General features: G+C 60.0%; 21 protein-coding genes and 1 pseudogene. 19 read left to right on the plus strand and 3 right to left on the minus strand.

Features of this window, described 5'->3' with window-relative positions:
• Positions 1 to 2: 2 nt before the first annotated feature.
• From AZF01_RS22385 to AZF01_RS22430, 12 genes and pseudogenes are all read left to right on the plus strand, one after another.
• Positions 3 to 1,157 (plus strand): ABC transporter ATP-binding protein, encoded by a 1,155-nt coding sequence (locus AZF01_RS22385; protein ID WP_051424029.1) that lies wholly within the window; start codon positions 3 to 5, stop codon positions 1,155 to 1,157.
• Positions 1,158 to 1,216: 59 nt separating this feature from the next.
• Entirely contained in the window at positions 1,217 to 1,678 is a 462-nt protein-coding gene (locus tag AZF01_RS24585) for a sugar phosphate isomerase/epimerase (RefSeq protein WP_245308961.1), read from the plus strand.
• Positions 1,675 to 1,971, plus strand: coding sequence for a hypothetical protein (locus AZF01_RS24590; protein ID WP_245308962.1), 297 nt, complete (start codon positions 1,675 to 1,677; stop codon positions 1,969 to 1,971). Before AZF01_RS24585 ends, AZF01_RS24590 begins: the two co-directional genes overlap by 4 nt.
• A 30-nt stretch (positions 1,972 to 2,001) precedes the next feature.
• On the plus strand, positions 2,002 to 3,135 hold the full coding sequence (locus AZF01_RS22395) for a Gfo/Idh/MocA family protein (RefSeq protein ID WP_024707410.1): 1,134 nt from the start codon (positions 2,002 to 2,004) through the stop codon (positions 3,133 to 3,135).
• A 160-nt stretch (positions 3,136 to 3,295) separates the two neighbouring features.
• Positions 3,296 to 4,150, plus strand: a complete 855-nt coding sequence (gene sseA, locus AZF01_RS22400) for a 3-mercaptopyruvate sulfurtransferase (RefSeq protein WP_024707411.1) — start codon at positions 3,296 to 3,298, stop codon at positions 4,148 to 4,150.
• Between the two features lie 19 nt (positions 4,151 to 4,169).
• Positions 4,170 to 6,998 (plus strand): FAD-binding and (Fe-S)-binding domain-containing protein, encoded by a 2,829-nt coding sequence (locus AZF01_RS22405; protein ID WP_036236626.1) that lies wholly within the window; start codon positions 4,170 to 4,172, stop codon positions 6,996 to 6,998.
• Between the two features lie 70 nt (positions 6,999 to 7,068).
• Positions 7,069 to 8,124 carry a sugar phosphate isomerase/epimerase gene (locus AZF01_RS22410; RefSeq protein WP_024707413.1) on the plus strand — a complete coding sequence of 352 codons (1,056 nt, stop codon included), beginning with the start codon at positions 7,069 to 7,071 and terminating at the stop codon, positions 8,122 to 8,124.
• 24 nt (positions 8,125 to 8,148) lie between these two features.
• Positions 8,149 to 9,318 (plus strand): Gfo/Idh/MocA family protein, encoded by a 1,170-nt coding sequence (locus AZF01_RS22415; RefSeq protein ID WP_024707414.1) that lies wholly within the window; start codon positions 8,149 to 8,151, stop codon positions 9,316 to 9,318.
• Between the two features lie 329 nt (positions 9,319 to 9,647).
• Complete coding sequence (locus tag AZF01_RS24665; RefSeq protein WP_081725732.1) at positions 9,648 to 10,046, plus strand: transposase; 399 nt, start codon at positions 9,648 to 9,650, stop codon at positions 10,044 to 10,046.
• 86 nt (positions 10,047 to 10,132) lie between these two features.
• Positions 10,133 to 10,504 (plus strand): annotated as a pseudogene (locus AZF01_RS24780) (transposase); the annotation flags it as partial.
• Positions 10,505 to 10,597: 93 nt separating this feature from the next.
• The gene (locus tag AZF01_RS22425) at positions 10,598 to 11,122 is read left to right on the plus strand and encodes a hypothetical protein (RefSeq protein WP_152534487.1); all 525 of its coding nucleotides are present in this window, start codon (positions 10,598 to 10,600) and stop codon (positions 11,120 to 11,122) included.
• A gap of 269 nt (positions 11,123 to 11,391) precedes the next feature.
• Entirely contained in the window at positions 11,392 to 12,456 is a 1,065-nt protein-coding gene (locus AZF01_RS22430) for a TQO small subunit DoxD (protein ID WP_024707417.1), read from the plus strand.
• An 82-nt stretch (positions 12,457 to 12,538) separates the two neighbouring features.
• Here AZF01_RS22430 and AZF01_RS22435 read toward each other — a convergent pair whose 3' ends face one another.
• Both AZF01_RS22435 and AZF01_RS22440 read right to left on the minus strand, forming a co-directional pair.
• Positions 12,539 to 13,846 carry an ATP-binding protein gene (locus AZF01_RS22435; RefSeq protein ID WP_024707418.1) on the minus strand — a complete coding sequence of 436 codons (1,308 nt, stop codon included), beginning with the start codon at positions 13,844 to 13,846 and terminating at the stop codon, positions 12,539 to 12,541.
• On the minus strand, positions 13,843 to 14,505 hold the full coding sequence (locus AZF01_RS22440; RefSeq protein WP_024707419.1) for a response regulator transcription factor: 663 nt from the start codon (positions 14,503 to 14,505) through the stop codon (positions 13,843 to 13,845). Before AZF01_RS22440 ends, AZF01_RS22435 begins: the two co-directional genes overlap by 4 nt.
• A gap of 106 nt (positions 14,506 to 14,611) precedes the next feature.
• Between AZF01_RS22440 and dsbD the strand changes: the two genes are divergently transcribed.
• The 7 genes from dsbD to AZF01_RS22475 all read left to right on the plus strand — a co-directional run bounded on the left by dsbD (position 14,612) and on the right by AZF01_RS22475 (position 20,459).
• Entirely contained in the window at positions 14,612 to 16,420 is a 1,809-nt protein-coding gene (dsbD, locus tag AZF01_RS22445; RefSeq protein ID WP_245308963.1) for a protein-disulfide reductase DsbD, read from the plus strand.
• Positions 16,421 to 16,441: 21 nt separating this feature from the next.
• Positions 16,442 to 17,071, plus strand: coding sequence for a DsbA family protein (locus AZF01_RS22450; protein WP_024709214.1), 630 nt, complete (start codon positions 16,442 to 16,444; stop codon positions 17,069 to 17,071).
• Positions 17,068 to 17,796, plus strand: coding sequence for a L,D-transpeptidase (locus AZF01_RS22455; RefSeq protein ID WP_024709213.1), 729 nt, complete (start codon positions 17,068 to 17,070; stop codon positions 17,794 to 17,796). Before AZF01_RS22450 ends, AZF01_RS22455 begins: the two co-directional genes overlap by 4 nt.
• Before the next feature lie 190 nt (positions 17,797 to 17,986).
• Positions 17,987 to 18,223, plus strand: a complete 237-nt coding sequence (locus AZF01_RS22460) for an ATPase, T2SS/T4P/T4SS family (protein ID WP_024709212.1) — start codon at positions 17,987 to 17,989, stop codon at positions 18,221 to 18,223.
• 8 nt (positions 18,224 to 18,231) lie between these two features.
• Positions 18,232 to 18,621, plus strand: a complete 390-nt coding sequence (locus AZF01_RS24380; protein ID WP_024709211.1) for a hypothetical protein — start codon at positions 18,232 to 18,234, stop codon at positions 18,619 to 18,621.
• A 37-nt stretch (positions 18,622 to 18,658) separates the two neighbouring features.
• On the plus strand, positions 18,659 to 19,999 hold the full coding sequence (locus AZF01_RS22470; protein WP_024709210.1) for a S9 family peptidase: 1,341 nt from the start codon (positions 18,659 to 18,661) through the stop codon (positions 19,997 to 19,999).
• A 220-nt stretch (positions 20,000 to 20,219) separates the two neighbouring features.
• Positions 20,220 to 20,459, plus strand: a complete 240-nt coding sequence (locus AZF01_RS22475; protein ID WP_061449938.1) for a hypothetical protein — start codon at positions 20,220 to 20,222, stop codon at positions 20,457 to 20,459.
• A gap of 29 nt (positions 20,460 to 20,488) precedes the next feature.
• On the opposite strand, the gene AZF01_RS22480 is transcribed toward AZF01_RS22475, so the two are convergent.
• Positions 20,489 to 21,034 carry a hypothetical protein gene (locus tag AZF01_RS22480; RefSeq protein WP_024709209.1) on the minus strand — a complete coding sequence of 182 codons (546 nt, stop codon included), beginning with the start codon at positions 21,032 to 21,034 and terminating at the stop codon, positions 20,489 to 20,491.
• Positions 21,035 to 21,747: the final 713 nt, after the last annotated feature.

Consider the following 21,747-nt stretch of genomic DNA (forward strand, 5'->3'; position numbering starts at 1 on the left):
ACATGGAAGATCAGATCACGTATGCCGCCAAGGGCATTGACGACGCCTGCGCGCAGACCAGCGTTTCGATCAAGGATGTGGTGATCCGGTTCGGGGAACTGACCGTGCTGGACCGCCTGTCGCTCGACATCGGAGAAAGTGAGTTCCTGGTGCTGCTCGGCCCGTCCGGCTGCGGCAAGTCTACCCTTCTCAACGCGATTGCGGGTTTGCTGGACGTGAGCGAGGGCGAAATCTGGATTTCGGACCGAAATGTTACCTGGGACGAGCCGAAGGATCGCGGGATCGGAATGGTATTCCAGTCCTATGCCCTCTATCCGCGGATGTCAGTTGAAGAGAACATGGGCTTTGGCTTGAAGATTTCCGGCCTGCCTAAGGCCGAGGTCAAGGCCAGGGTTGCCAAGGCAGCTAAGATTCTGCAGCTGGAACCGCTGCTCAAACGCAAGCCCGCCGAACTGTCGGGGGGACAGCGCCAGCGCGTAGCAATTGGTCGAGCCATGGTGCGCAATGTCGATGTCTTTCTTTTCGACGAGCCGCTGTCCAATCTGGATGCCAAGCTGCGGGCGGAATTGCGTGTCGAAATCAAGCGCCTGCATCAGGATCTCGAGAATACGATGATCTATGTGACCCACGACCAGATCGAGGCGATGACGCTGGCCGACCGGATCGCGGTGATGAAGGGCGGCATAATCCAGCAATTGGCCACCCCGCAAGAGATTTACAACAGGCCGCGCAACCTGTTCGTGGCCGGGTTCATCGGCTCGCCTGGGATGAATTTTCTCAGCGGTCGGCTGTCGGACAAGAACGGCGCGTTGGCGGTCACTGTCGATGGGCTCGACATTCCGATGCAATGCTATGAGTCCTCGGGCACGGCGATGCACGCCGAGCAAGAGGTCGTTCTGGGGGTGCGCCCTGAGCATATCGCGCTGGGGGAATTGCCGCCCAATGCGGCGGCCGAGGGGTGGTTCGCGCTTACCGGGGCAATCGAGATGATCGAGCCGATGGGGGCCGATACGATGGTCTGGAGCAAACTCGGCCAGCAACCCTTCACCGCCCGCGCACCCGCCGATGATCCTCATCGGCTTGGCGAGATCGCGCGGTTCTCGATCGACGTTCAGAAGGCCTCGCTGTTTGACGCCGCGAGCGGCGAGCGGATCTGACGCCCATCTGCCGGGCCCGTGCTGCGGCATCCCCCCTTTCCCCACAAGGAGGAATACCTGTGAAACTGTCGAGTTGTCTGTCCTTTCAGCTTTATTCCGCGCGGAATTTCCCGCCGCTCGCGGACCAACTGCAAACCCTCGTCAAGCTGGGATACGGTTCAGTCGAACCCTATGGCGGCCAGTATGAAGACCCCGTGGCCCTGAAGGCGGCGCTGGATGCCTCTGGCCTTAACGCGCGCAGCGGACATTTCCGGATGGATATGCTTGAGGGCGACATCACTCGAGCCATCGCGATCGCGAAGACGCTTGGCATGGAATTTATTGCCGCGCCGATCCTGGAGCCGTTGGACCGCGTCGGCGATACCGAGCACTGGCAGGCGATCGGTCGGCGCCTAGGCAAGATCGCCGAGAAGGTGAATGACGGTGGCTTGCAGTTTGCTTGGCACAATCACGAATTCGAATTCCAACGATTGGCCGACGGATCCATGCCGATCGAGCATATCTTGTCGGACCCGAGGTGAAGTTTGAGATCGACCTTGCTTGGATCGCGCGTGGCAAGGCCGATCCGGCGGAATGGATCGAGCAGTTCTCGGGGCGCATCGTCGCGTTCCACTTTAAGGATCTCGCAACAAGCGGCGAAAATCTCGATGAGGATGGCTGGGCTGATCCCGGAATGGGTATTCTGCCCTGGAAGGACCTCTGGACGAAGGCGTTCGAGGCCGGCGCGAAATTCGCCGTGGCGGAGCACGATAACCCTTCGGACTTCCTGCGCTTCGCCGGCAATGCGGCATCGGCAGCCAAAGCGCTCGCCTAACATCACCGGTTCGATCGCAGGAGAGAATTCATGACACTCAGAGTAGGCGTTGTCGGCTGCGGCAACATTTCCGACATTTACTTCAGCAACAGCGTGTTGTTCAAGGATTTCACGATTACCGCGGCATCAGATCTCCGCATGGAGGCGGCGCACGAAAAAGCCCAAAAGTACAATGTCAAGGCGGTTGCGGTCGATGAATTGCTGCGCCGCGACGACATCGACGCGATCCTCAACCTGACGATTCCCGCAGCGCATGCCGATATCGCGTTGCGGGCCCTTGACGCCGGCAAACACGTTTATGGCGAAAAACCACTTGCCACGTCGCGGGCCGAGGGCGAGGCAGTGGTGAAGCTGGCCAAAGAAAAGGGCCTTTATGTCGGGAGCGCTCCCGACACAATCCTCGGCCCTGGAATCCAGACCGCCAATACCCTGATCGAACAGGGCGTCACCGGTAAAGTCATCACCGGCACTGCAGCGGTGATGAGCCGGGGAATGGAGCATTGGCATCCCAATCCGGCCTTCTTTTTCTCCTTCGGGGGCGGCCCGGTGCTCGATATGGGACCTTACTATATCGCATCGCTTGTTGCCTTGCTGGGACCGGTCAAACGCGTGAGCGCCAGCGGAAAAATCGGTCATGCAACCCGAACCGTGACAGCCGAAGGAGCGCAGAAGGGCCAAGTCATTTGTGTCGAGGCCTTGACCACAGTGACCGCGATCCTCTCGTTCGAATCTGGAGCCGACATCATCCTGCTAGCGAGTTGGGACGTCTGGGCGCACAGCCTTCCTGCGATTGAAATCCATGGCGCGGATTGCTCTCTCAGCATTCCGGACTCCAACTTCTTTGGCGGCAACATCATGCAGTCGACGGATCGAAAGATCTGGGGCAAGACCATTGAAACGGTCGGCCTGCCGTTGGGCGGTATCAATTATCCCGCGGACGCACCACTCCACGCAAATCATCGTGGCATTGGTCTGGCTGAAATGGCCAGAGCGATCAGCGAAAAGCGGACCAATCGGCTGGATGGCGAATTCGCCCTGCACTGCCTCGATGTTCTGCTCGCAATCGTTGAATCCGCTACCGAGAACCGTCCCGCAGAGATCGTGCACCACTGTGAACGTCCAGCCAGTCTCGGCATCGCAGAGGCGCGCCAGCTTCTGGTGTGAGGGCCGGTCGGTCGGGTGCCTGCCATTCTCACCCGATACCTTGCTTCGCGTGGAAGATGCCCTCGTCAGTGGACGTGTTTCAAGGCGATCAAGTTCTGCCGCGTCGTCTGAGCCACGGTTTTGCGGCCTGGGTAATCATATTCATTGGAGGAAGACAGCTATGACTTTCGCGTCATCATCACTCGTTTCTACAGAATGGCTTGCGAAGCATCTGCACAATGAAAACATTGTCATTCTGGATGGATCGTTCAAGCTTCCCGGTGCAACGCCGCTGGCCTCGGAAGATTATGAAGCGAGGCATATTCCGGGGGCAGTCTTCTTCGATATCGATGCCATCGCCGATCATTCGACCACGCTCCCGCACATGCTGCCTTCCTCCGACGCGTTCGCCAGGTCCGTAGAAGCCCTGGGCGTTTCCAATGACAGCTTTGTCGTCGTTTATGATACGCCCGGCCTGATGTCGGCGGGGCGTGTCTGGTGGACGTTCCGGATCTTCGGGCACAGCAATGTCGCCGTCCTCGACGGCGGGCTTAGAGCCTGGCTTGCCGAAGGTCGCCCGGTCACGTCCGAAAGGACGAACGTAAAGGCTGGCAGATTCACAGCAAAGCTGAACCGGTCCGGCGTCGTCTCGAAAAGCGACGTGCTGAAGAATGTCGAAACGCGCGAGCGCCCGCTGGTCGATGCGCGCTCCGCGGCGCGTTTCGGTGCAACTGAACAGGAAGCGCGTCCGGGCCTGCGGTCTGGCCACATTCCGGGCAGCCTGAATGTTCCTTTCAACTTGATGACCGATCCAGACACCGGCCGGATGAAGTCGCCAAAGAAAATTCGATCGGTATTCGAGCAGGCGGGCTTCGCCATGTCGAGGCCCGCTATCGCCTCCTGTGGCTCGGGCGTGACCGCCTGTGCGCTGGTTTTCGGACTGCATCTGGCCGGCAAGGATGACGTTGCGGTCTACGATGGTGCCTGGGCGGAATGGGGTATCCCCGGCGATACGCCAGTTGAACCTTGCCCATGACCTGCGAGGGAGAGAGCCGATGAAGATCGCTCAGGGAAATCATGAGGCATTCCTGGCTTCGGTCCGGACGTTCATGCCGCATTCGGATATTCTCGAAGACGAGTTCTCGCGGATCACCCATGGCGCGGATGCCAGCCCCTATCGGCTTATTCCGCGCGCGGTTCTTCTTGTCGAGACGGAAGAACAGGTCGTTGGCGTGCTCGAGGCTGCGAACACTTATCATGTTCCTCTGACCTTCCGTGCCGCCGGAACCAGCCTTTCCGGACAGGGCGTTACCGATGGCATACTCGTCAAGCTTGGGCCCAACGGATGGCGACAATTCGAGGCCCGCGAAGCCGGCCATTCGGTACGCGTCGGGCCCGCGCTTATCGGCGCGCACGTTAACGCGCGGCTCGCAAGGCATGGCCGCAAGATAGGTCCGGATCCCGCCTCCATCGGCGCGGCCATGATGGGTGGCATTGCGGCCAACAATTCGAGCGGCATGTGTTGTGGCACGGAGCAGAATGCCTACAAGACCTTGAAATCCATGCGCGTCGTTCTTGCGGATGGAACCCGACTCGATACGGGCAGCGCGGAAAGCCGGGCCGCGTTCAGCCGGGACCGCAAATTGCTGTTGCAGCAGATCTCCGCACTTGCACACGAGGCGCGCACGACTCCGGGGCTTGCCGATCTCATCCGCAGAAAATATCGAATCAAGAATACCACTGGCTACTCACTGAACGCCTTGATCGATTTCGATGACCCTATTGACATACTGCAACAACTCCTCATCGGCTCGGAAGGGACGTTGGCCTTCATTAGCGAGATGACGCTTGAGACTGTGCCCGAGCCTCCCCTGAAATCTGCAGCACTGGTTCTGTTTCAGGACATGCACAGGGCCTGTGCGGCGGCCACCCGGCTCAAGACCGCGCCAGTTTCCGCCGTCGAGATGATGGATTCCGCTTCGCTCGCGTCTGTGGCCGGAAAGCCCGGCATTCCCATGAGTTTTGCCAGTCTGCCAGCCGGCACGGCGGCGCTCCTTGTGGATCTGCGGGCCACCACGTCCGAACAACTCGAGGCCCAGGCCGCTTTGGTGGGCGACCTGCTCAAGTCGTTTTCGCCGCTGGAGCCCGTCTCCTTTGCCCGTGACCCGGCCACATACGCCAACTACTGGAACGTGCGAAAGGGTCTCCTGCCATCGGTCGGCGGAACGCGCGCCACAGGCACGACGGTCATCGTCGAGGATATTGCCGTGCCGATCGAGCGCCTGGCGGACGCAGCCCTGGCGTTGCGGTCCATTTTCGATCGTCTTGAATATCGCGATGCCATCATTTTCGGCCACGCGCTCGACGGCAACATCCATTTTGTCTTCTCGCAATCATTTAACACGCCTGCGGACGTGAAGCGCTATGCCCGGCTGACGGAAGAGATTACTCAGTTGATCGCCGTTCGGTTTGAGGGGTCACTAAAGGCCGAACACGGTACCGGGCGCGCCATGGCGCCGTTTGTCGAGTTGGAATGGGGCAAGGACGCTTATGCCCTCATGTTGCGGATCAAGGCGATCTTCGATCCGAAGGGGATACTGAGCCCGGGCGTCGTCATTTCGGATAACCCGGAAATCTACCTGAAGGCCTTGAAGGCGCTGCCATCGGCGGATCCCTTGATCGACAAATGCATAGAGTGCGGCTTTTGCGAACCCGTCTGTCCGTCTCGCGCGATAACGGCAACGCCGCGACAGCGAATTGTCGCCACGCGCGCCATGGTGAATGGAACGGCCGCGACAGGCGAATTCGGAGCCCGTTACGATTATGCCGCCGTGGACACGTGTGCCGGCGATGGTCTCTGCGCGAGATCCTGCCCGGTCGGGATCGACACGGGTGAGTTGATGCGGTCCCGCCGACAGGACCGCCGCGGCGGCGCAAGCCAGAAACTCGCCTCGGCTGTGGAAGAGCATCTGGCGCTCGTCATCACGGGGGCAAAGGCCGCGCTCGGGAGTGCCGATATGGCCCACAGGATGCTCGGGTCGGACGGCATGGCAAACCTGACGGGACAATTGCGCAGGCTTTCCGGCGGCCGGCTGCCGCAATGGACCCCTTATCTCCCGACCGCCGCCACGAAAGCTCCGACGGCTTTGGACGCCGGCGCGCGCAACAGGCCGCGCATCGTGCTGTTCTCGAGTTGCGTCAACAGTACCATGGGGCCGGCGCGGAATGCTCCCGACCAGAGACCGCTCTGGCAGGTCATGCGATCGCTCCTAGACCGGGCCGGCTATGATGTCGCTCTGGTGACGTCGTCCGAAGGGCTCTGTTGCGGCATGCCGTTTCAAAGCAAGGGCTTTCCCGTTCAGGCCGATAAGAGCGCTCGCTCGCTGGAGGCGCGGCTTCTTGAGGCCAGCAGGGGTGGCGGGGATCCCGTCGTCTCCGATACCAGCCCCTGCACCGGACAGATGGCGAAGCAATTCTCGCGCGTTCGACCTCTTGATGTGACCGAGGCGCTGGCAACGCTCGTACTTCCGAAGCTGGAAATCCGCCGCAAGGCGGAAAGCATCGCGCTTCATGCGACCTGCAGCACGCGGAAGCTGGGGCAGGACCAGATGCTTGCGACATTGGCTGCAGCCTGTGCCGAGGAGGTCGTGATTCCACAGGAGATCGAATGCTGCGGCTTTGCAGGCGATAAAGGGTTCGACAGACCGGAGCTCAATGCCAGTGCGCTTCGCACACTTCGAACCCAGCTGCCGGAGCGCTGCAATGTCGGATACTCAACCAGCAGGACGTGTGAAATCGGTCTGTCAACGCATTCCGGCAGGCACTACCAGTCGATCGCCTATCTGCTCGATTGGGCCAGTTCCGATGCGACAAGCGGAAATTGACAAATACAAGCTGTGCGGTCGCACGGACATCAGCAGAGTATCTGAACGCAACTCTTCGACAGGATTAGTGATGAAGACGATCAAGGGGCCGGGTTTGTTCCTGGCGCAGTTTGCGGGGGACGCGGCGCCGTTCAACTCGTGGGAATCGATCACGAAGTGGGCGGCCGACAGTGGATATAAGGGCGTGCAGGTCCCGACTTGGGATGGGCGGCTGTTCGATCTGGAAAAGGCCGCGAGTTCCAGGATCTATTGCGACGAGATTGTCGGCGTCGCGAAAGAGAACGGTGTCGTCATCACCGAGCTTTCGACCCATCTCCAGGGCCAGCTCGTCGCCGTGAATCCGGCTTATGACGAAGCCTTTGACGGCTTTGCGGTCGAAAGCGTGCGGGGCAATCCGAAAGCCCGGCAGCAATGGGCGGTCGATCAGGTGAAGAAGGCGCTGACGGCGTCTAAGAACCTCGGACTCACCGAGATGGCGTCCTTCTCCGGCGCGCTGTGCTGGCCCTATTTCTATCCCTGGCCGCAGCGGCCGGCGGGGCTCGCCGAGACGGCCTTCGATGAGCTGGCGCGCCGCTGGCAGCCGATTCTCGACCATGCGGAAGAATGCGGCGTAGATGTCTGCTACGAGGTCCATCCCGGCGAAGACCTCCACGATGGCGTCACGTTCGAGATATTCCTTGAGCGCGTGAAGAACCATGCCCGCGCCAACATGCTCTACGACCCGTCGCATTATGTCCTGCAATGCCTGGACTATATCGACCACATCGACATCTATCACGAGCGGATCAAGATGGTCCACGTCAAGGATGCCGAGTTCAATCCGACCGGGCGGCAGGGCGTCTATGGCGGCTATCAGTCCTGGGTGAACAGGGCCGGGCGCTTCCGCTCGCCGGGTGACGGGCAGGTGGATTTCGGCGCGATCTTCTCCAAGCTCACGGCCTATGATTTCTCTGGCTGGGCCGTCGTTGAGTGGGAATGCTGCCTGAAGCATCCCGAAGACGGCGCGCGCGCGGGAGCGGAGTTCGTCAAGAACCACATCATCCGTGTCACCGAAAAGGCCTTTGACGATTTCGCCGACGGCGGGACCGACGAGGCGGCCAACCGGGGCATGCTCGGCATCGCGTAACGAGAGAAATCGAAGGAGAGAAACATGGCCATCGAAGCCACGACGGAAACCCGTGCGCCGCGCATCCGGCTCGGCATGGTGGGCGGCGGCTCGGGGGCGTTCATCGGCGCGGTGCATCGAATCGCAGCCCGCATCGACGATCACTACGACCTCGTGGCGGGGGCTCTTTCCTCGACACCGGAAAAGTCGCGCCAGTCGGGCGCGGAACTAGGGCTTCACCCCTCACGCATCTATGACGACTTCAAGTCGATGGCGATCCGCGAGGCGCGGCTGAAGGACGGGATCGAGGCGGTGGCCATTGTCACGCCCAATCATATGCACTACCCGGCAGCGATCGAGTTCCTGAAACGCGGTATTCACGTCATCTGCGACAAGCCGCTGACCTCGAACCTTGCTGATGCCAAGAAGCTCGTGAAGGCGGCGGAATTCTCCGACGCGCTCTTCATCCTGACGCACAACTATTCGGGCTATCCAATGGTCCGGCAGGCGCGCGAAATGGTGGAGCGCGGCGATCTTGGCGAGATCCGTCTGATTCAGATGGAATATCCGCAGGATTGGCTCGCCGAACCCATTGAACAGACGGGCAACAAACAGGCCGAATGGCGGGCCGATCCGGAACGCTCCGGTGTCGGCGGGTCGACGGGCGATATCGGTACGCATGCCTATCAGCTCGGTTGCTTCATCTCAGGCCTTGAGCTCGACGAACTGGCGGCGGATGTGCACACCTTCGTTCAGGGTCGCCAACTCGATGACAATGCGCATGTCATGCTCCGCTTCAAGGGTGGTGCTAAAGGCATGCTCTGGTGCAGTCAGGTCGCGTCCGGCAGCGAGAATGCGTTGAAGGTCCGCGTCTATGGCACCAAGGGCGGGCTCGAATGGGAGCAGGAGAACCCGAATTATCTCTGGTACACGACGCTCGGCGAGCCAAAGCGGCTGCTGACGCGCGGCGGGGCTGGCGCCATGAATGTCGCGGCGCGTGTCTCGCGCACACCCGGCGGGCATCCGGAAGGATACCTCGAAGGTTTCGCCACGATCTATTCGGAAGCGGCCCGGGCCATTCAGGCCAAGCGCGACGGCAAGACGGTCGATCCTGCCGTGCTCTATCCGACCGTCGAGGATGGGCTGCGGGGCGTGACCTTCGTCACCGCCTGCATCAACTCCTCTAAGCGCAATGGCGCCTGGGTCAAAGTCTGACACCCAGACCGCTATTTGGGCAGGCCAGCCGGTTCCACTTGAATGGCGCCGTTTCGTGGTTCAGTCATCGTCCGGCCGAATAGATGCCAATGAATACCACGGCGTAGATGCTGTAATGGGCCGGGCGCTCCTCTGGTAGCCATGAAGATGGTTGTCCCTCAGAGTGACGATGTTGAAACGGGATCGGATTGTCGGCCCAAGCGTCAAGCGAGGGACACCCATGGAGTATTATGCAGGAATCGACGTCTCGTTGAAAGAAAGCAGCGTGTGCGTGGTCGACGCGACGGGAAAGTTGGTTCCGCGAGGTCAAGCGACGCTACGGCTGGGCGCTGAAGCGCGGTCATGGGCGATGGTGCGGAAACGAACCTCCCGCAATCGTCTACGTGTTTACTGAAACGCGCGCTGCCTATAACGCCGTCGAAACCCTTGAGGGATTTAGCGGGCATCTGCATGTCGGTGGCTATGCGGGATACAACCCCTTAACAAATAAAGTCCGCCCCGAAGGCCCGGTTGGGCTGATTTATTGCTGGGCTCATGTTCGCCGCCGTTTTGAAAGAGTGATCGAAAAAGACGGCTCGAGAGTAGCAAAAGCGATCAAAAAGATGATCGATGACCCTAACAATATCGAAAAAGACTATATCGGCCAATCAGCAGCTGCCCGAATCGAGGCAAGACCGAAAAATGCAAACCTCTCGTCGACAGGATTTTCCGAAAGTGCGAAAGTCTAGTCCACCAGATTCCGGGAGAAGTCCAATCTTCGCAAAGAAATCAATTATAATTTTAACCTTCGCGAAGGCCTGAAAAATTTCTCGAGAATGGACGCTTCGACTTTGACAATAACCTAGTCGAGGATTCCATCCGAAAAATAGCAATCGGTCGCAACAACTTCATGTTTTCCGGTTCTATCAAGAGCGTAGAGGTTAGGTTGGCAATGACCTCGATCTGCGAGACCTGCCGGTTAAATCACGTATCTCCAGAGCTCTATTTTGGCTGGGTGCGTGGCAGCATCAACGAGGATGTTATCAAATTACTTGAGCAGGATACCTTGTCAAAAAAGCACGAGCGAGAATTATTAAGATTCTTCCGTGGAATTGCCCCGTGGGGCGCTAGTAATCGGAATCTCAGACCGATCTTTCACCTGGCCGCCTTTGGGCGGTCGATCGTCGGTTCGACGGACGACGCTTAAGCCTGCCTTAAGGTTCCGGAACGAGCACACGTCAAACGCATTGAAGCAGGTGCTCTCGTGATCGGGTTCGCGATTATGTCCGGACATACCATAATGGCAGGTTCGCCAGGCCGTAATTTTGCAAAATGGCCCGGCGGAGTGGCCTTTTGCCGGCTGTGTCGCGTGGCTCTGACCTTCTTGACCACAGCCGTTCTTGCGAGCTGCGCGGTATTGGAAGAACGATACGCCCCGGCAACGCTTTCTAGCAGCGATACCAGACGCGCGCCGGAAACCGGGTTTTATGTTCCCGCGATTGCCCGTGCTTCCGTCAAAACAGTCGATCGCCGCCGGTCCGTGGCGTTCGAAACCACGGAAGACGTCGGAACGGTCGTGGTCGATATGGCCGCCGGTTCCCTCTATCTGGTGACAGGCGAGGGACGCGCAATGCGTTATCGCATCGAACCGCTTGAGCTCAAAGGTGCGGCGGACGGATCTGCGCGCGCTGAAAACTGGGCGGTGGGTGACCTGCAGCCGGCGCGCGGCAGCATGATCAGAATGAAAAATCCAGGAGACGCGGAAGACCTGCACCAGCGGATGTCTGCCGGCGGAAAGGTCGTGTTTTTGTCATCATCGAAGTGAATCCTGAGAGATAATCCAGCGCGAAAATCAGGGAGCTGTTTGAACCGTATAGAGCTGTCATCTGGCAGGTCTATGCGGCATTTCCCGTGCGCGTTTTTCTGAGGAGAATCCTGAAATAAAGAAATAAAAACAATAGTTTAGTATCAATTTTATGATGCAGATCAAATGCTCCCGTTCTTGGCCATGGTCAAAGATGGCGTCGGAAAACAACACGGCCGCGAAAGCGGTCAAAAAACTCCAATGCTGAAAGGAGCACCGCTGTGCAGACTATGAAAACAACAGGCGACGGGCAGTCAATCGGCCCCTCGGTCTGGCAGCTGATCGGGGCTGCGATTCTCGCCAATCGGCTTGTCATCGGATGGGTTTACTGGGGCGGCTTCTCGCGTCGTTTCATTTACGCAACACAGAAAATCGATCCGGAATCGCCCGGATATCTGGCCAACAAGCTGGTTCATGCAGCACCCGGAGTGCCGTTTGGCTTCGGAAACATCGTCCACTGGATGCTCGATCACGGGCTGCTTTTGCATATTTCCGTCATCAGCTTCAGCCTTGTTGAGCTAGTGGTCGGCGTCGGGCTTATGCTGGGTCTTGCCACGCGTTTCGTGTCGCTGATCGGCATGGGGCTTTCAGTCGTGCTGATGATCATATTCGGCTGGATGGGCACGACCTGCCTTGACGAGTGGACGATGGCGGCCTGCAGTTTTGCCATGACCTCGGTGACGCTGGTGACGGGCAGCGGGCCTTACTCGATCGACAACCTGTTCGTAAAATCCGGCCGTATTGAAAGGAAGCCCTGGCTTGCCTGGTTTACAAGCGGTCCGCTTCCCATAACGCCCAGCCGCTTTGTGACGATTACCGCGCTTTTGGGCGTTCTGTCTTTCGTCTTCACGGTGTTCTTCTATGGCTTCTTCTTCGATGGCATCTACAGCCCGCTCGGCAAGCGCTTCGACAACCTGCATCCCCGCGTCACGATGAGCGAGGGCGTGCTGACCAAGGATACGGCTTCGGTGCATGTTTATATGGATCGCGGGCCCGACACGCAGGGGGCCTACATTGTCCGTGCCACGCTTGCGGACAAGAACGGCACGGATCAGCCAGTCTTCGATTACGGCGTCGATGCGCTTACGATCAAGGACGTTCTCAATATCACGGATAACCGCTTCGCGCCTTATTCGACCTGCAAGGCGCTGGCCTACAGTGTTCGCTGCCAGCTCGGCAGCCAGGCGTTACTGAATTTTGCGGTTCCCGCAGGCGCCGATATCAACGGGGATATGGTGCTCACGCTGACCGATGTTGAAGGAAAGACCTTCACGGCGCCGCTTTCTGAGCGCTGACTTTAAGATAAAGATACACTGTTGGAATGTGGCGCGGCTGACGAGGTCGCGCCATTTCTGCATTCAGGGCGTCGATGCACATTCAGAGCGGCCTGACCGATACGCGAAAGCCCTGACCGTCGGCCGCGTTCTCGAAGGTGAGAGATGCGCCGAGACGCTTTGCTGCCATCGCGGCAATTGTCAGCCCGAGCCCCGTGCCGGATGCCTTGTTGTCGCGGCCGCGATAAAACCGGCGGGTCAGGAGATCGATATCCTCCTCCCGCACGCCCGGACCGTTATCTTCAACGGTTAGTCCATCTCCCTCAGGTGTCATGCGCCAGCGCACCTCGCCATTCGCGCCCGCGTGCTGAACCGCATTTTCCTGCAGGTTTCGAAAAATCAGATGCAGTGTTTCGGCATTTGTCTCGGCGCTGAACTGGTCCAGAGCCGGGTCGATGATCGTTTTGCCGCCTTCGGGCAGGCCTGCGATCACATCGCGCAGCACTTCACCGATAACCGTCGGCCCCCGGCTGATCTGCTCCGATCCGGCTTCGAGTCTCGCCAGTGTCAGCAACTGGCGGACCATGCGGTCGGTTCGGTCCACAGAGACAAGAATTTGCCTGAGGGCCTGATCGCGCATCGCGTCGTCTTTTGCAGCGCGCGCGACCTGCGCCTGCATGCGCAATCCAGCCAGCGGCGTTTTCAGTTCATGGGCCGCAAAGGCCGTCAGCTCACGCTCATGTCTGCGTGCTGCATCCACCTTGCCGAACAGGCCGTTGAGCGCATCCACCAGAGGCCGGACCTCGGACGGGGCGTCTTCGGCGTCAATCGCGCGCATGTCCTCGCCATCGCGGGCGGTAATGTCGCCGGCCATGCGGTTCAGCGGACGAAGGCCGCGCCCGAGGCTGAACCAGATCAGAAAGCCGAACACCGGAAGCACCAGCGCTGCGGGGATCAGCAGCCCCGCGACCAGATCGCGGACGAGGCGGTCGCGAAGGCCGACGCGGTCGCCGACGACCACCCGCACGCCCTTCTCGGGGTCGATGATGGTATAGACCCGCCACGCCTCGCCATTCACCTCGCGATCGCCGAAACCCTCCTCATTGAGCGCGATGCTCTCATCCGGTGCCCCGCTGGAGCGGGCCACAAGATTTCCGTCGAGCGACCAGATCTGACACGACAATTGTTTCTCATAATCAATCGGGGTGAATGCTCCGTTCTCCCGCGCTGCATCAATATTGCTGCCGGAGACCAGCGAGTGAACCATGCGGGCGGCCTCCTGAAGCCGGGTATCGAGCACATGCTGAACCTCGAAGCGGCTCCAGCTCGAAATCCAGATCACCGCGGCAACCCAGATGATGCCGGACGCGACGACAAGCAGAATGAAAAGACGGCGACGCAGGGAATTCATCGGTCTGGCCTCATGCGGTAACCAAGCCCGCGCACGGTTTCGATGCTGGTTTTGCCGATCTTGGCGCGCAGATTGTGGATGTGGACTTCGATGGCATTGCTTTCGACTTCTTCCTGCCAGCCATAGAGCCGGTCTTCCAGTTGCTGCCGGGAGCGGATAACACCCGGGCGCTCCATCAGCGCCATCAGGATCGCGAATTCGCGGCGCGACAGGACAATCTCCCGGCCTTCCACGGTCGCCAGCATCTTCGAAGGGTCGAGCGCCACGCCATTGGTGGTCAACACCGGCTCGGCCTGTCCGTGGCCGCGGCGCGTGACCGCGCGCAGGCGCGCCGCAAGCTCGTCCAGATCGAAGGGCTTGCCGATATAGTCATCGGCGCCGACATCGAGACCGCGAATCCGGTCCTCTGTTTCATCGAGCGCGGTCAGCATCAGCACGGGCGTCCGGTTCCCGGCCTGTCTGACATCCGCCAGCAGGTCGAGCCCGGAGCCGTCCGGCAGCATCAGGTCGAGGATGATCGCATCGTATGCACCGGCCTTTATGGCCGCAAGGGCGTCGGCGCAGGTCGCCACGGCGTCGACGGTGTAGCCGTTGAGCCTGAGGCCGACAGCAAGGCCATCGGCCAGAACCGGATCATCCTCAATCACGAGTATGCGCATGGACTGTCTTTCCGTTTGAACGCGCCCGTTGTTTTCCCGCCAACTTAAGGCTGACTTAAGCTGGCGGGATGATCTGACGCGCTGCTTTGATAATCAGGAATCGCAAATGGCTGCAATGATCCGGTTTCCGTTCTCCTGTTTCGTCGCCGTCCTGCTGCTTGTCGGCATGGCGTGCACCGCCTTCGCGCAGATGCCGCCGCCCGCCGACGACGTCTTCCGGCTTCAGGCCGCCCGCGACGGCAGCGGCACGGTAACGCTCGACTGGACGATCGCGCCGGGCACCTATCTCTATCGAGATAGCATCAAGGCAAGCGAGGGCGGGGAACCGGTTCCGCTCGCCTTGCCCGACGGCGTTCAAAAGGACGATCCGAATTTCGGCCATGTGGACGTCTATCACAACCATGTGGAGGCCGCGCTTCCGCAAGGGCTTGAAGCCGACAGGCTGACGGTGCGCTATCAGGGCTGCGCCGAACAGGGCATCTGCTATCCGCCGGTCGAAAAGACGATCGATATGGCGAGCCTTTCGATATCGGGGAGCGGCAACCGGCTGAGCGCCACCGCCACCCGATCCGGCCCGTGGCAAACGGCTTCAACTATTCGTCCTGCCGCTCTGGACACGAATGCTGCGGAAACCGGGCCGGACGAGACCGGGCGCGCAGCATCCTATCTCAACGGCAATGTATTCTTGATGGCGGCGGGCTTTCTCGGCTTCGGCCTTTTGTTGTCTCTGACCCCGTGCGTCTTCCCGATGGTCCCGATCCTGTCGGCCACTCTGGCCGGCGCAGGTACGAAGCTTTCCGCCGGACGCGGGTTCATCCTGTCGCTTTCCTATGTGCTGGCCATGGCCGCCGCCTATGCTCTGGTCGGTCTGGTCGCCGGTCTGTCGGGCGCCAATCTTCAGGCGGCACTCCAGACGCCCTGGGCACTCGGCCTTTCGGCGGCCGTGTTCATCGTGCTCGCGCTTGGCATGTTCGGCCTCTTCGAGCTTCAGTTGCCATCAGCGCTCACATCCCGTCTGGCCGGTCGCGGGCATGGCGGCTCCGTGGCGGGGGCCGCGGTTTTGGGCTTCGGCTCCGCGCTCATCATCGGGCCCTGCGTTACCCCGCCGCTGGCCGCAGCGATGCTTTATGCGATCAATACGGGCGAGGCCGCCAAGGGGGCTGCAGCACTCTTTGCCCTCGGTCTCGGCATGGGGTTGCCGCTGGTCGCCTTCGGCACCTTCGGCGCGCGTATCCTGCCGAAATCCGGCCCCTGGCTTGTGGCGATCCGTCAGGCCTTCGGCGTCGTGTTTCTGGGCGTGGCCGTGATGCTCGTCGCGCGGCTTCTGCCACCGCCCGCCGCGCTTGCCCTTTGGGGCGCGACGGCCATCGGCCTCGCCGTCTTCGCCGGCGCCTTCGACCGTCTTTCCGCCGGAAGCGGCTGGGGGCAACGCGCAGCAAAGGCCGGCGGCCTCGTGACGTTCATCGCCGGCGCGGTCATGCTTGTCGGCGCGGCCGCCGGCCAGCGCGACCCGCTCAAGCCGTTGGCGTTTCTGGCCAGCGGTCCGCAACCCAGCCATCAGGTCGCTGAAACGCGGGTCACCGCGTCAGCGGCGTTCGACGAAGCGCTTGCCGGCGCCGGCCAAACGCCGGTGCTGGTCTCGTTCACCGCGGACTGGTGCACGATCTGCAAGTCCAACGAGAAGATCATGGCCGAACCGGCGATTGCCGCGCGCCTTCAGGACGTTTCCATGATCACGGTCGACGTCACCCGCCAGAATGGCGACGCGCGGGCGCTGATGGACCGGTTTTCCGTCGTCGGTCCGCCGACGCTTTTTCTGGTCGATCGCGACGGTCGGGAGATCGGCAATTCGCGGATCACCGGCGCCATCACCCCGGAGACCATTTCACAGAACCTGTCCCGGGCCGGTGCCTGAGGACCAATCAAGGAGACAGACATGAAGCGCAGGACCGTCCTGGCCGCTGCCGCGCTGGCGGCGTTCACTCTTGCCGGCGGCATGCCCGCAATGGCCCAGACTATTGACGTCAATGCCATTTTGCACGATCCCGACGCGCCCGAGGCGGGCAATCCCGAGGGCGACGTCACCATCGTCGCCTTCCTCGATTACAACTGCCCCTTCTGCAAGACATCGGCCCCGGACCTCGACCGCATCGTCGAGGAGGATGGCAATATCCGGCTCGTCTACAAGGACTGGCCGGTGCTTTCGGAGGCTTCTGTTTATGGCGCGCAACTGGCGCTCGCGGCCAAGTTTCAGGGCAAGTATGAAGAGGTTCATCATGCCCTGATGGGCGTTCCGGGCCACAAGGTTACCGAGGCGCAGATGCTCGAAGCCGTGCGCGCCACCAGTGTGGACATGCAGCAATTGCAGGACGATGTGACCGGCCACCACGCCGAGATCGCGGCGCTTCTGGGGCGCACGATGGAGCAGGGCGATGCGCTTGGCCTGATTTCGACGCCGACCTATCTGATCGGCCCGATGATGACGACGACGCTCGACTATGACGGCTTCAAGGAATCGGTGGCGGAGGCCAGACGGCGTCACGCTGCCGGGGAGCGCGTCGAATGAGAAACCTCCCCATCAAGTTCCTTCCGGTTGTTGTCGTCACCGCGCTCTCGGCCTGTGCGTCGACCGGCGCTCCCCCGCAGCCGCCCGCGCCGAAGCCGGTGCTTGAGGATGCGCGCTACGCCGCCGTCACCGACGAGCCGTTCAATGTGCCGGCCGTCAATCTGAGGCAGTTCGATCCCGAATTCCGGCGTCAGGTCGTCGACGATCCGACCGGCGAGCAGCCGGGCACGCTTGTCGTCGATCCCGAAAACCGGTTCCTCTATCTCGTCATGGCGGATGGCAAGGCCATGCGCTACGGCGTCGGCGTGGGGCGCGCGGGCATGGCATGGTCCGGCACGGCCAATGTCGCCTACAAGCGCGAATGGCCGACATGGACACCGACGCAGAACATGATCAAGCGCGATCCCGACACCTATCAAAAATGGGCGGGCGGCATGGAAGGCGGACCGACGAATCCGCTCGGCGCCCGCGCGCTCTACCTGTTCGAGGACGGCAAGGACACGCTTTACCGTATCCATGGCACCAACGAACCGTGGTCGATCGGTCAGGCAATGTCGTCGGGCTGTATCCGGATGATGAACCAGGACGTCATGGACCTCTATCGCCGCGTCCCGGACGGCGCAAAGGTCGTCGTTCTGCCCGCCACGGGGCAGGGGGGACCGGCTGTCGGCGCAGAAAACAACCAGAGCAATGGTGACCGGTTGAAGAGTGCAAATCCTGTCTGAGCGGGCAGAGATATGTCAATGACCCGCAGTGATACTTCGAATTTGGCGACGCAATGCCAAGACGGAACAAGTATCAAAATTGCAGAAGGTCGGAGCGAAAAACGTCCCGACTGTCATTCGTCGCGGCACCCGGACCCGACACGCTTTAAATATTTCAAAGACTTATTGTGCCGATCGGCGTCGACCCCCTATGCCGATTTTCGCGCCTGATATTATTTCGCTGGGCGAGGCGCGTGACAAAGCCTCCCTCGAGGGATGTCTTGAGGCCAGTCTGACCGGCCACCTGGTGTACACCACCACGCATGCCGGTTCGGTGACGGAAGGCTTGCGGCGAATGGTTGTGAACTTTCCGGCCGAAGAACGCGATGCGCGCGCGTTCGACCTGATCACGTCGCTCCAACTCTTCGCGACTGGCCCAAGGTTGTGAGCTGTCTGATGCAGGAGCAGGCCGACCGCGTTCTTGCCCGCTCCATGCATGACGCAGCACAGCAGAAAGTTGATGAGGGTAAAGTGTCCTATGACGGCGTCAGGCGATTGCTGCCGCGTCCGGTCTTCACGAAGAAGGAAGACATGAAAATTCCCAGGTACCTTCGCCCTGTCAGGGACCGGAAGAACTATGAGGCCGGCGTCGGAGAACGTGCTGTTCGACAGCTAGTCTGTTGGCCAATCATCTTGCTTCTATGCTTGCCGGCCGCGGCCGTGATGCCGCAATCCGAAATGGCCCTTGGTTTTACCGTAGTCAGTTGGAAAATTTGGTATAATATCTATATTTCATATTATTCAACTTTTGAGTTGAGCCATGTCCCAGCGAGAAGACCACACTGACTCTGCACCAACATCCTCAGATCATCCGGTGCCAAACATGGCACGCCGGAAAGCCATCGGCACCTTGGGCCGAACCATTGCGGCGCTTGCTGTAGCAACCGTGGCCGACCTGCCTGGCAAGGCGGGCGCCAGCACACTGGGCGGGCAGCGTATCGACGATGGACAGCCTGTCGTGTTGAGCAAGCAACGTTTGGATACCTTGGCCCAGCAGTTCTACACAGTTTTCAATGAAGGCGAGGTTCTCCCCTCTTTTTCGGAGGGGGATCACGCAGCGCGTTATGATATCGAACTGCGGCGCATCACGACTTATACGCATATTCCCGAGACCGGTGAGCGGATCAAGGTCAGCGGCTTGCTCGCCACACCGTCTGGGCTGCGCGGCCCGCTACCGGTGGTATCCTGGCAGCACGGCACCATCTTGTCCTTCGACCAGGTGCCGTCCAATCTCATGCGCCTTGCAGACCCGCAGTACAAGCTCCAGGACGGTGTCGACTCGCTTGAAACCCTTTTCAACCTGCACCGGTTGGCAGCGCAAGGCTACGTCGTGATTGCAGCGGACTATCTGGGCAAGGGACCGTATCGAGACGGTCGCAACGAAGCCTATGCCGTGCGCGCTGCGACGGTACAGTGCTGTCATGACGTGCTTGATGCCGGCATGTCCATGCTTGAGCCACTAGGCATCCACCCCTCGAGTTTGTTGCTCAATGGATGGTCTCAGGGAGCGCTCAACTCCCAATGGTTGGGTTTGGAGCTGCACCGACGGGGTATACGCGTAGATGCAGTGGCCGCAGCGAGTCCATTCAACAATCTGCCAGATTCGCTGCGCTACTGGTGCGGCAACCTGAATTTCTCGTCATCGGGGACGGAACCATATCCGGCAGTGCCGGCGTGGATGACCCCTTGCCTGGTGATCCTACTGGGCAGCTATCGCACCTACTACAAAGTGCCGGACCTGTTCGATACAGCTATCCGCTCCGAACACCGCGCATTCGCAGAAGCCTACTGGCACGACTACGTGCTCGACGCACAGATGCAGGATGACATGCCGACGGCGTCTGCGTTTTTTGTCGACGGTTTTTTTGAGCGGTTCACTGCGCCGAGCAACACGAGCTTCCTCTCCCATCTGGCACGCAACAGCACGATTTACACGCAATTCGAAATGCCAGTCTCTTTCTACTTCGGCACTGCCGACGAAGCTCTGCCTCCACAACTGGTTCAGATGGCGTTGGCTGCTGGCGGACGTAACATGAGGGGGGGCCAGGTTCAGAATGCCAGCCACCGCGCAACATTTCTGTCCAGCCTGTATGGTGGCGGTGATGCAATGGGGCACGCAGAGACAGTTCCGGAATGGTTTGACGGCATTCGTAAGTCCAAATAGTCGCTTTATTGGCGACGATAAAGGCAGGCTCTTCGGAAGCCAGAGCGTGGATTTGATTGCCGATTTTGTATAGGTATGGTCCGCTTTTAAGGCTAGGTTTCAGCTTGAATCTCTTGTTGCGGCTGATTTCTCTCTGACCACTTTTCGCCGCCGTTTCATCAGTCACTCACCGGGATCACGGTCGTCCTGCTGTCACGATCGTCAAGCTGAAGAGCGAGCAATGCGGACAGGGCGGCCGCCTGTCGCCGTTCAGCACGTTTGCCTGCAACCTGATCGAGGGTCTCGGCAGCATCAACGGCGTCAGCCGTATCAATGGCTGGAACGCAAGGGCCGCACGATCACCCTGTCCGCCATCGCAACGCCCAATATCGGCTCGTTCGACCTGCCGGTCGATTCCTACCGCGATCGCGTCTACGGCAGCACGAAGGATGACATCCGCTTTGTGATGGTTCGAGACTGATTTCGATTGGCAAGCCCAAAAAAGCCGTCTCAAGCGGCCTTGCGCAGATCCGTATCGAAGGCGCCCTCAACCTGTCGGCAGTCGTTCTTATCAGCGTCCGCGAACATGCTGTCCCTGCGGCAGACGACAGCCGAGAAGCGGCCTTGAGCGGCGGCGGCTCCCTCTTCCAAAGAAAGCGCATCAAAGACGATCTCGGGGGGCGTCCCGCTATCTTCGCTGAGGTAGAAAGGTTCGCTCATCCCGTCCGGCCACCAGGAAACCGACACATCCATGATGGAGGACGACGCATCGCCACCCATCAGCGAAACCTCGATCGTCAGGACGTCGCGCATAATGCTCTCGGCCTCGGGGTTGTGTGCCTGGATGGAAATGGACGTCACCGGCCCCATGGATCGGAATTCAGCCGTCGACGTCCCCTCTGATGGGATATCGAGCGTTTCCCCCGGATAGGGCGTGCCATCGATGGTGGCATCGACCGTGCCGACCGGCGTTCTTGCGATTTGAGCCTGTGCGGGCTGGACCAGGCAGAGGACGAGGCCGAAGGTTGCCAGGCGAGGCGCTTGGATCAAGTTCATTGAGTGGGTCCTTTCATGCACTTATGGATACGACCAGCCGTCGTGTTCGATGCGCAAGGGTGCTTCGGGCCGCGTGGGGCGGGGAGAATCTTCTCGACGTCCACCACTTCCTCTTGTTCCTCATACGCTCCGCCATTTCCGAACAGGATGTCATCGTCGAAATCGGCGATCAGGTAGGAGCCTCCCCGTAAAATGTTCCGCGCGGGGCCATCGAATCAATTCAACGTGCCAATGTGAACCCCGTTTGCGGGTTTACGGCCTAAGGGCTACACGTCAGCAAAAGTGCGTCAGAACCAACTCTCGGTGGAAACGGCGGGTCAGTTCTCAGTGGCAATCAACAAAGAGACGCTGCGACGTCGGATCGTTTCGAGCTGTTGCCAACCTGATCAGCGCGGTGCATTCGGGCAACGGCGGCGGGCTTCGGCCCGGTTTTCGTTGAAGTCACCGATGAAACCTTCAATGCCGCGTGCGAAACGTGCCAAAGAGCTCCGGCTTCTGGTGTGGCCTGCACAATTTTCATCGCTGAAAGGACGGTTCGTCATAACATAATCCTCACTATAGTCGTTAATTTGTACGAACCAATATACGTCCAACAAAGATGGACGAGCTACCGCTGTATCCGCATCGTTTCTATGCGCCTAGCGCATCACTCAGGGCGTGGAACGCAAGATTCCGGTTAAAAGTGAGAGTTTCGGATATTCCGACGTAACTTT

The organism is Martelella sp. AD-3 (assembly GCF_001578105.1).
GTDB lineage: Bacteria > Pseudomonadota > Alphaproteobacteria > Rhizobiales > Rhizobiaceae > Martelella.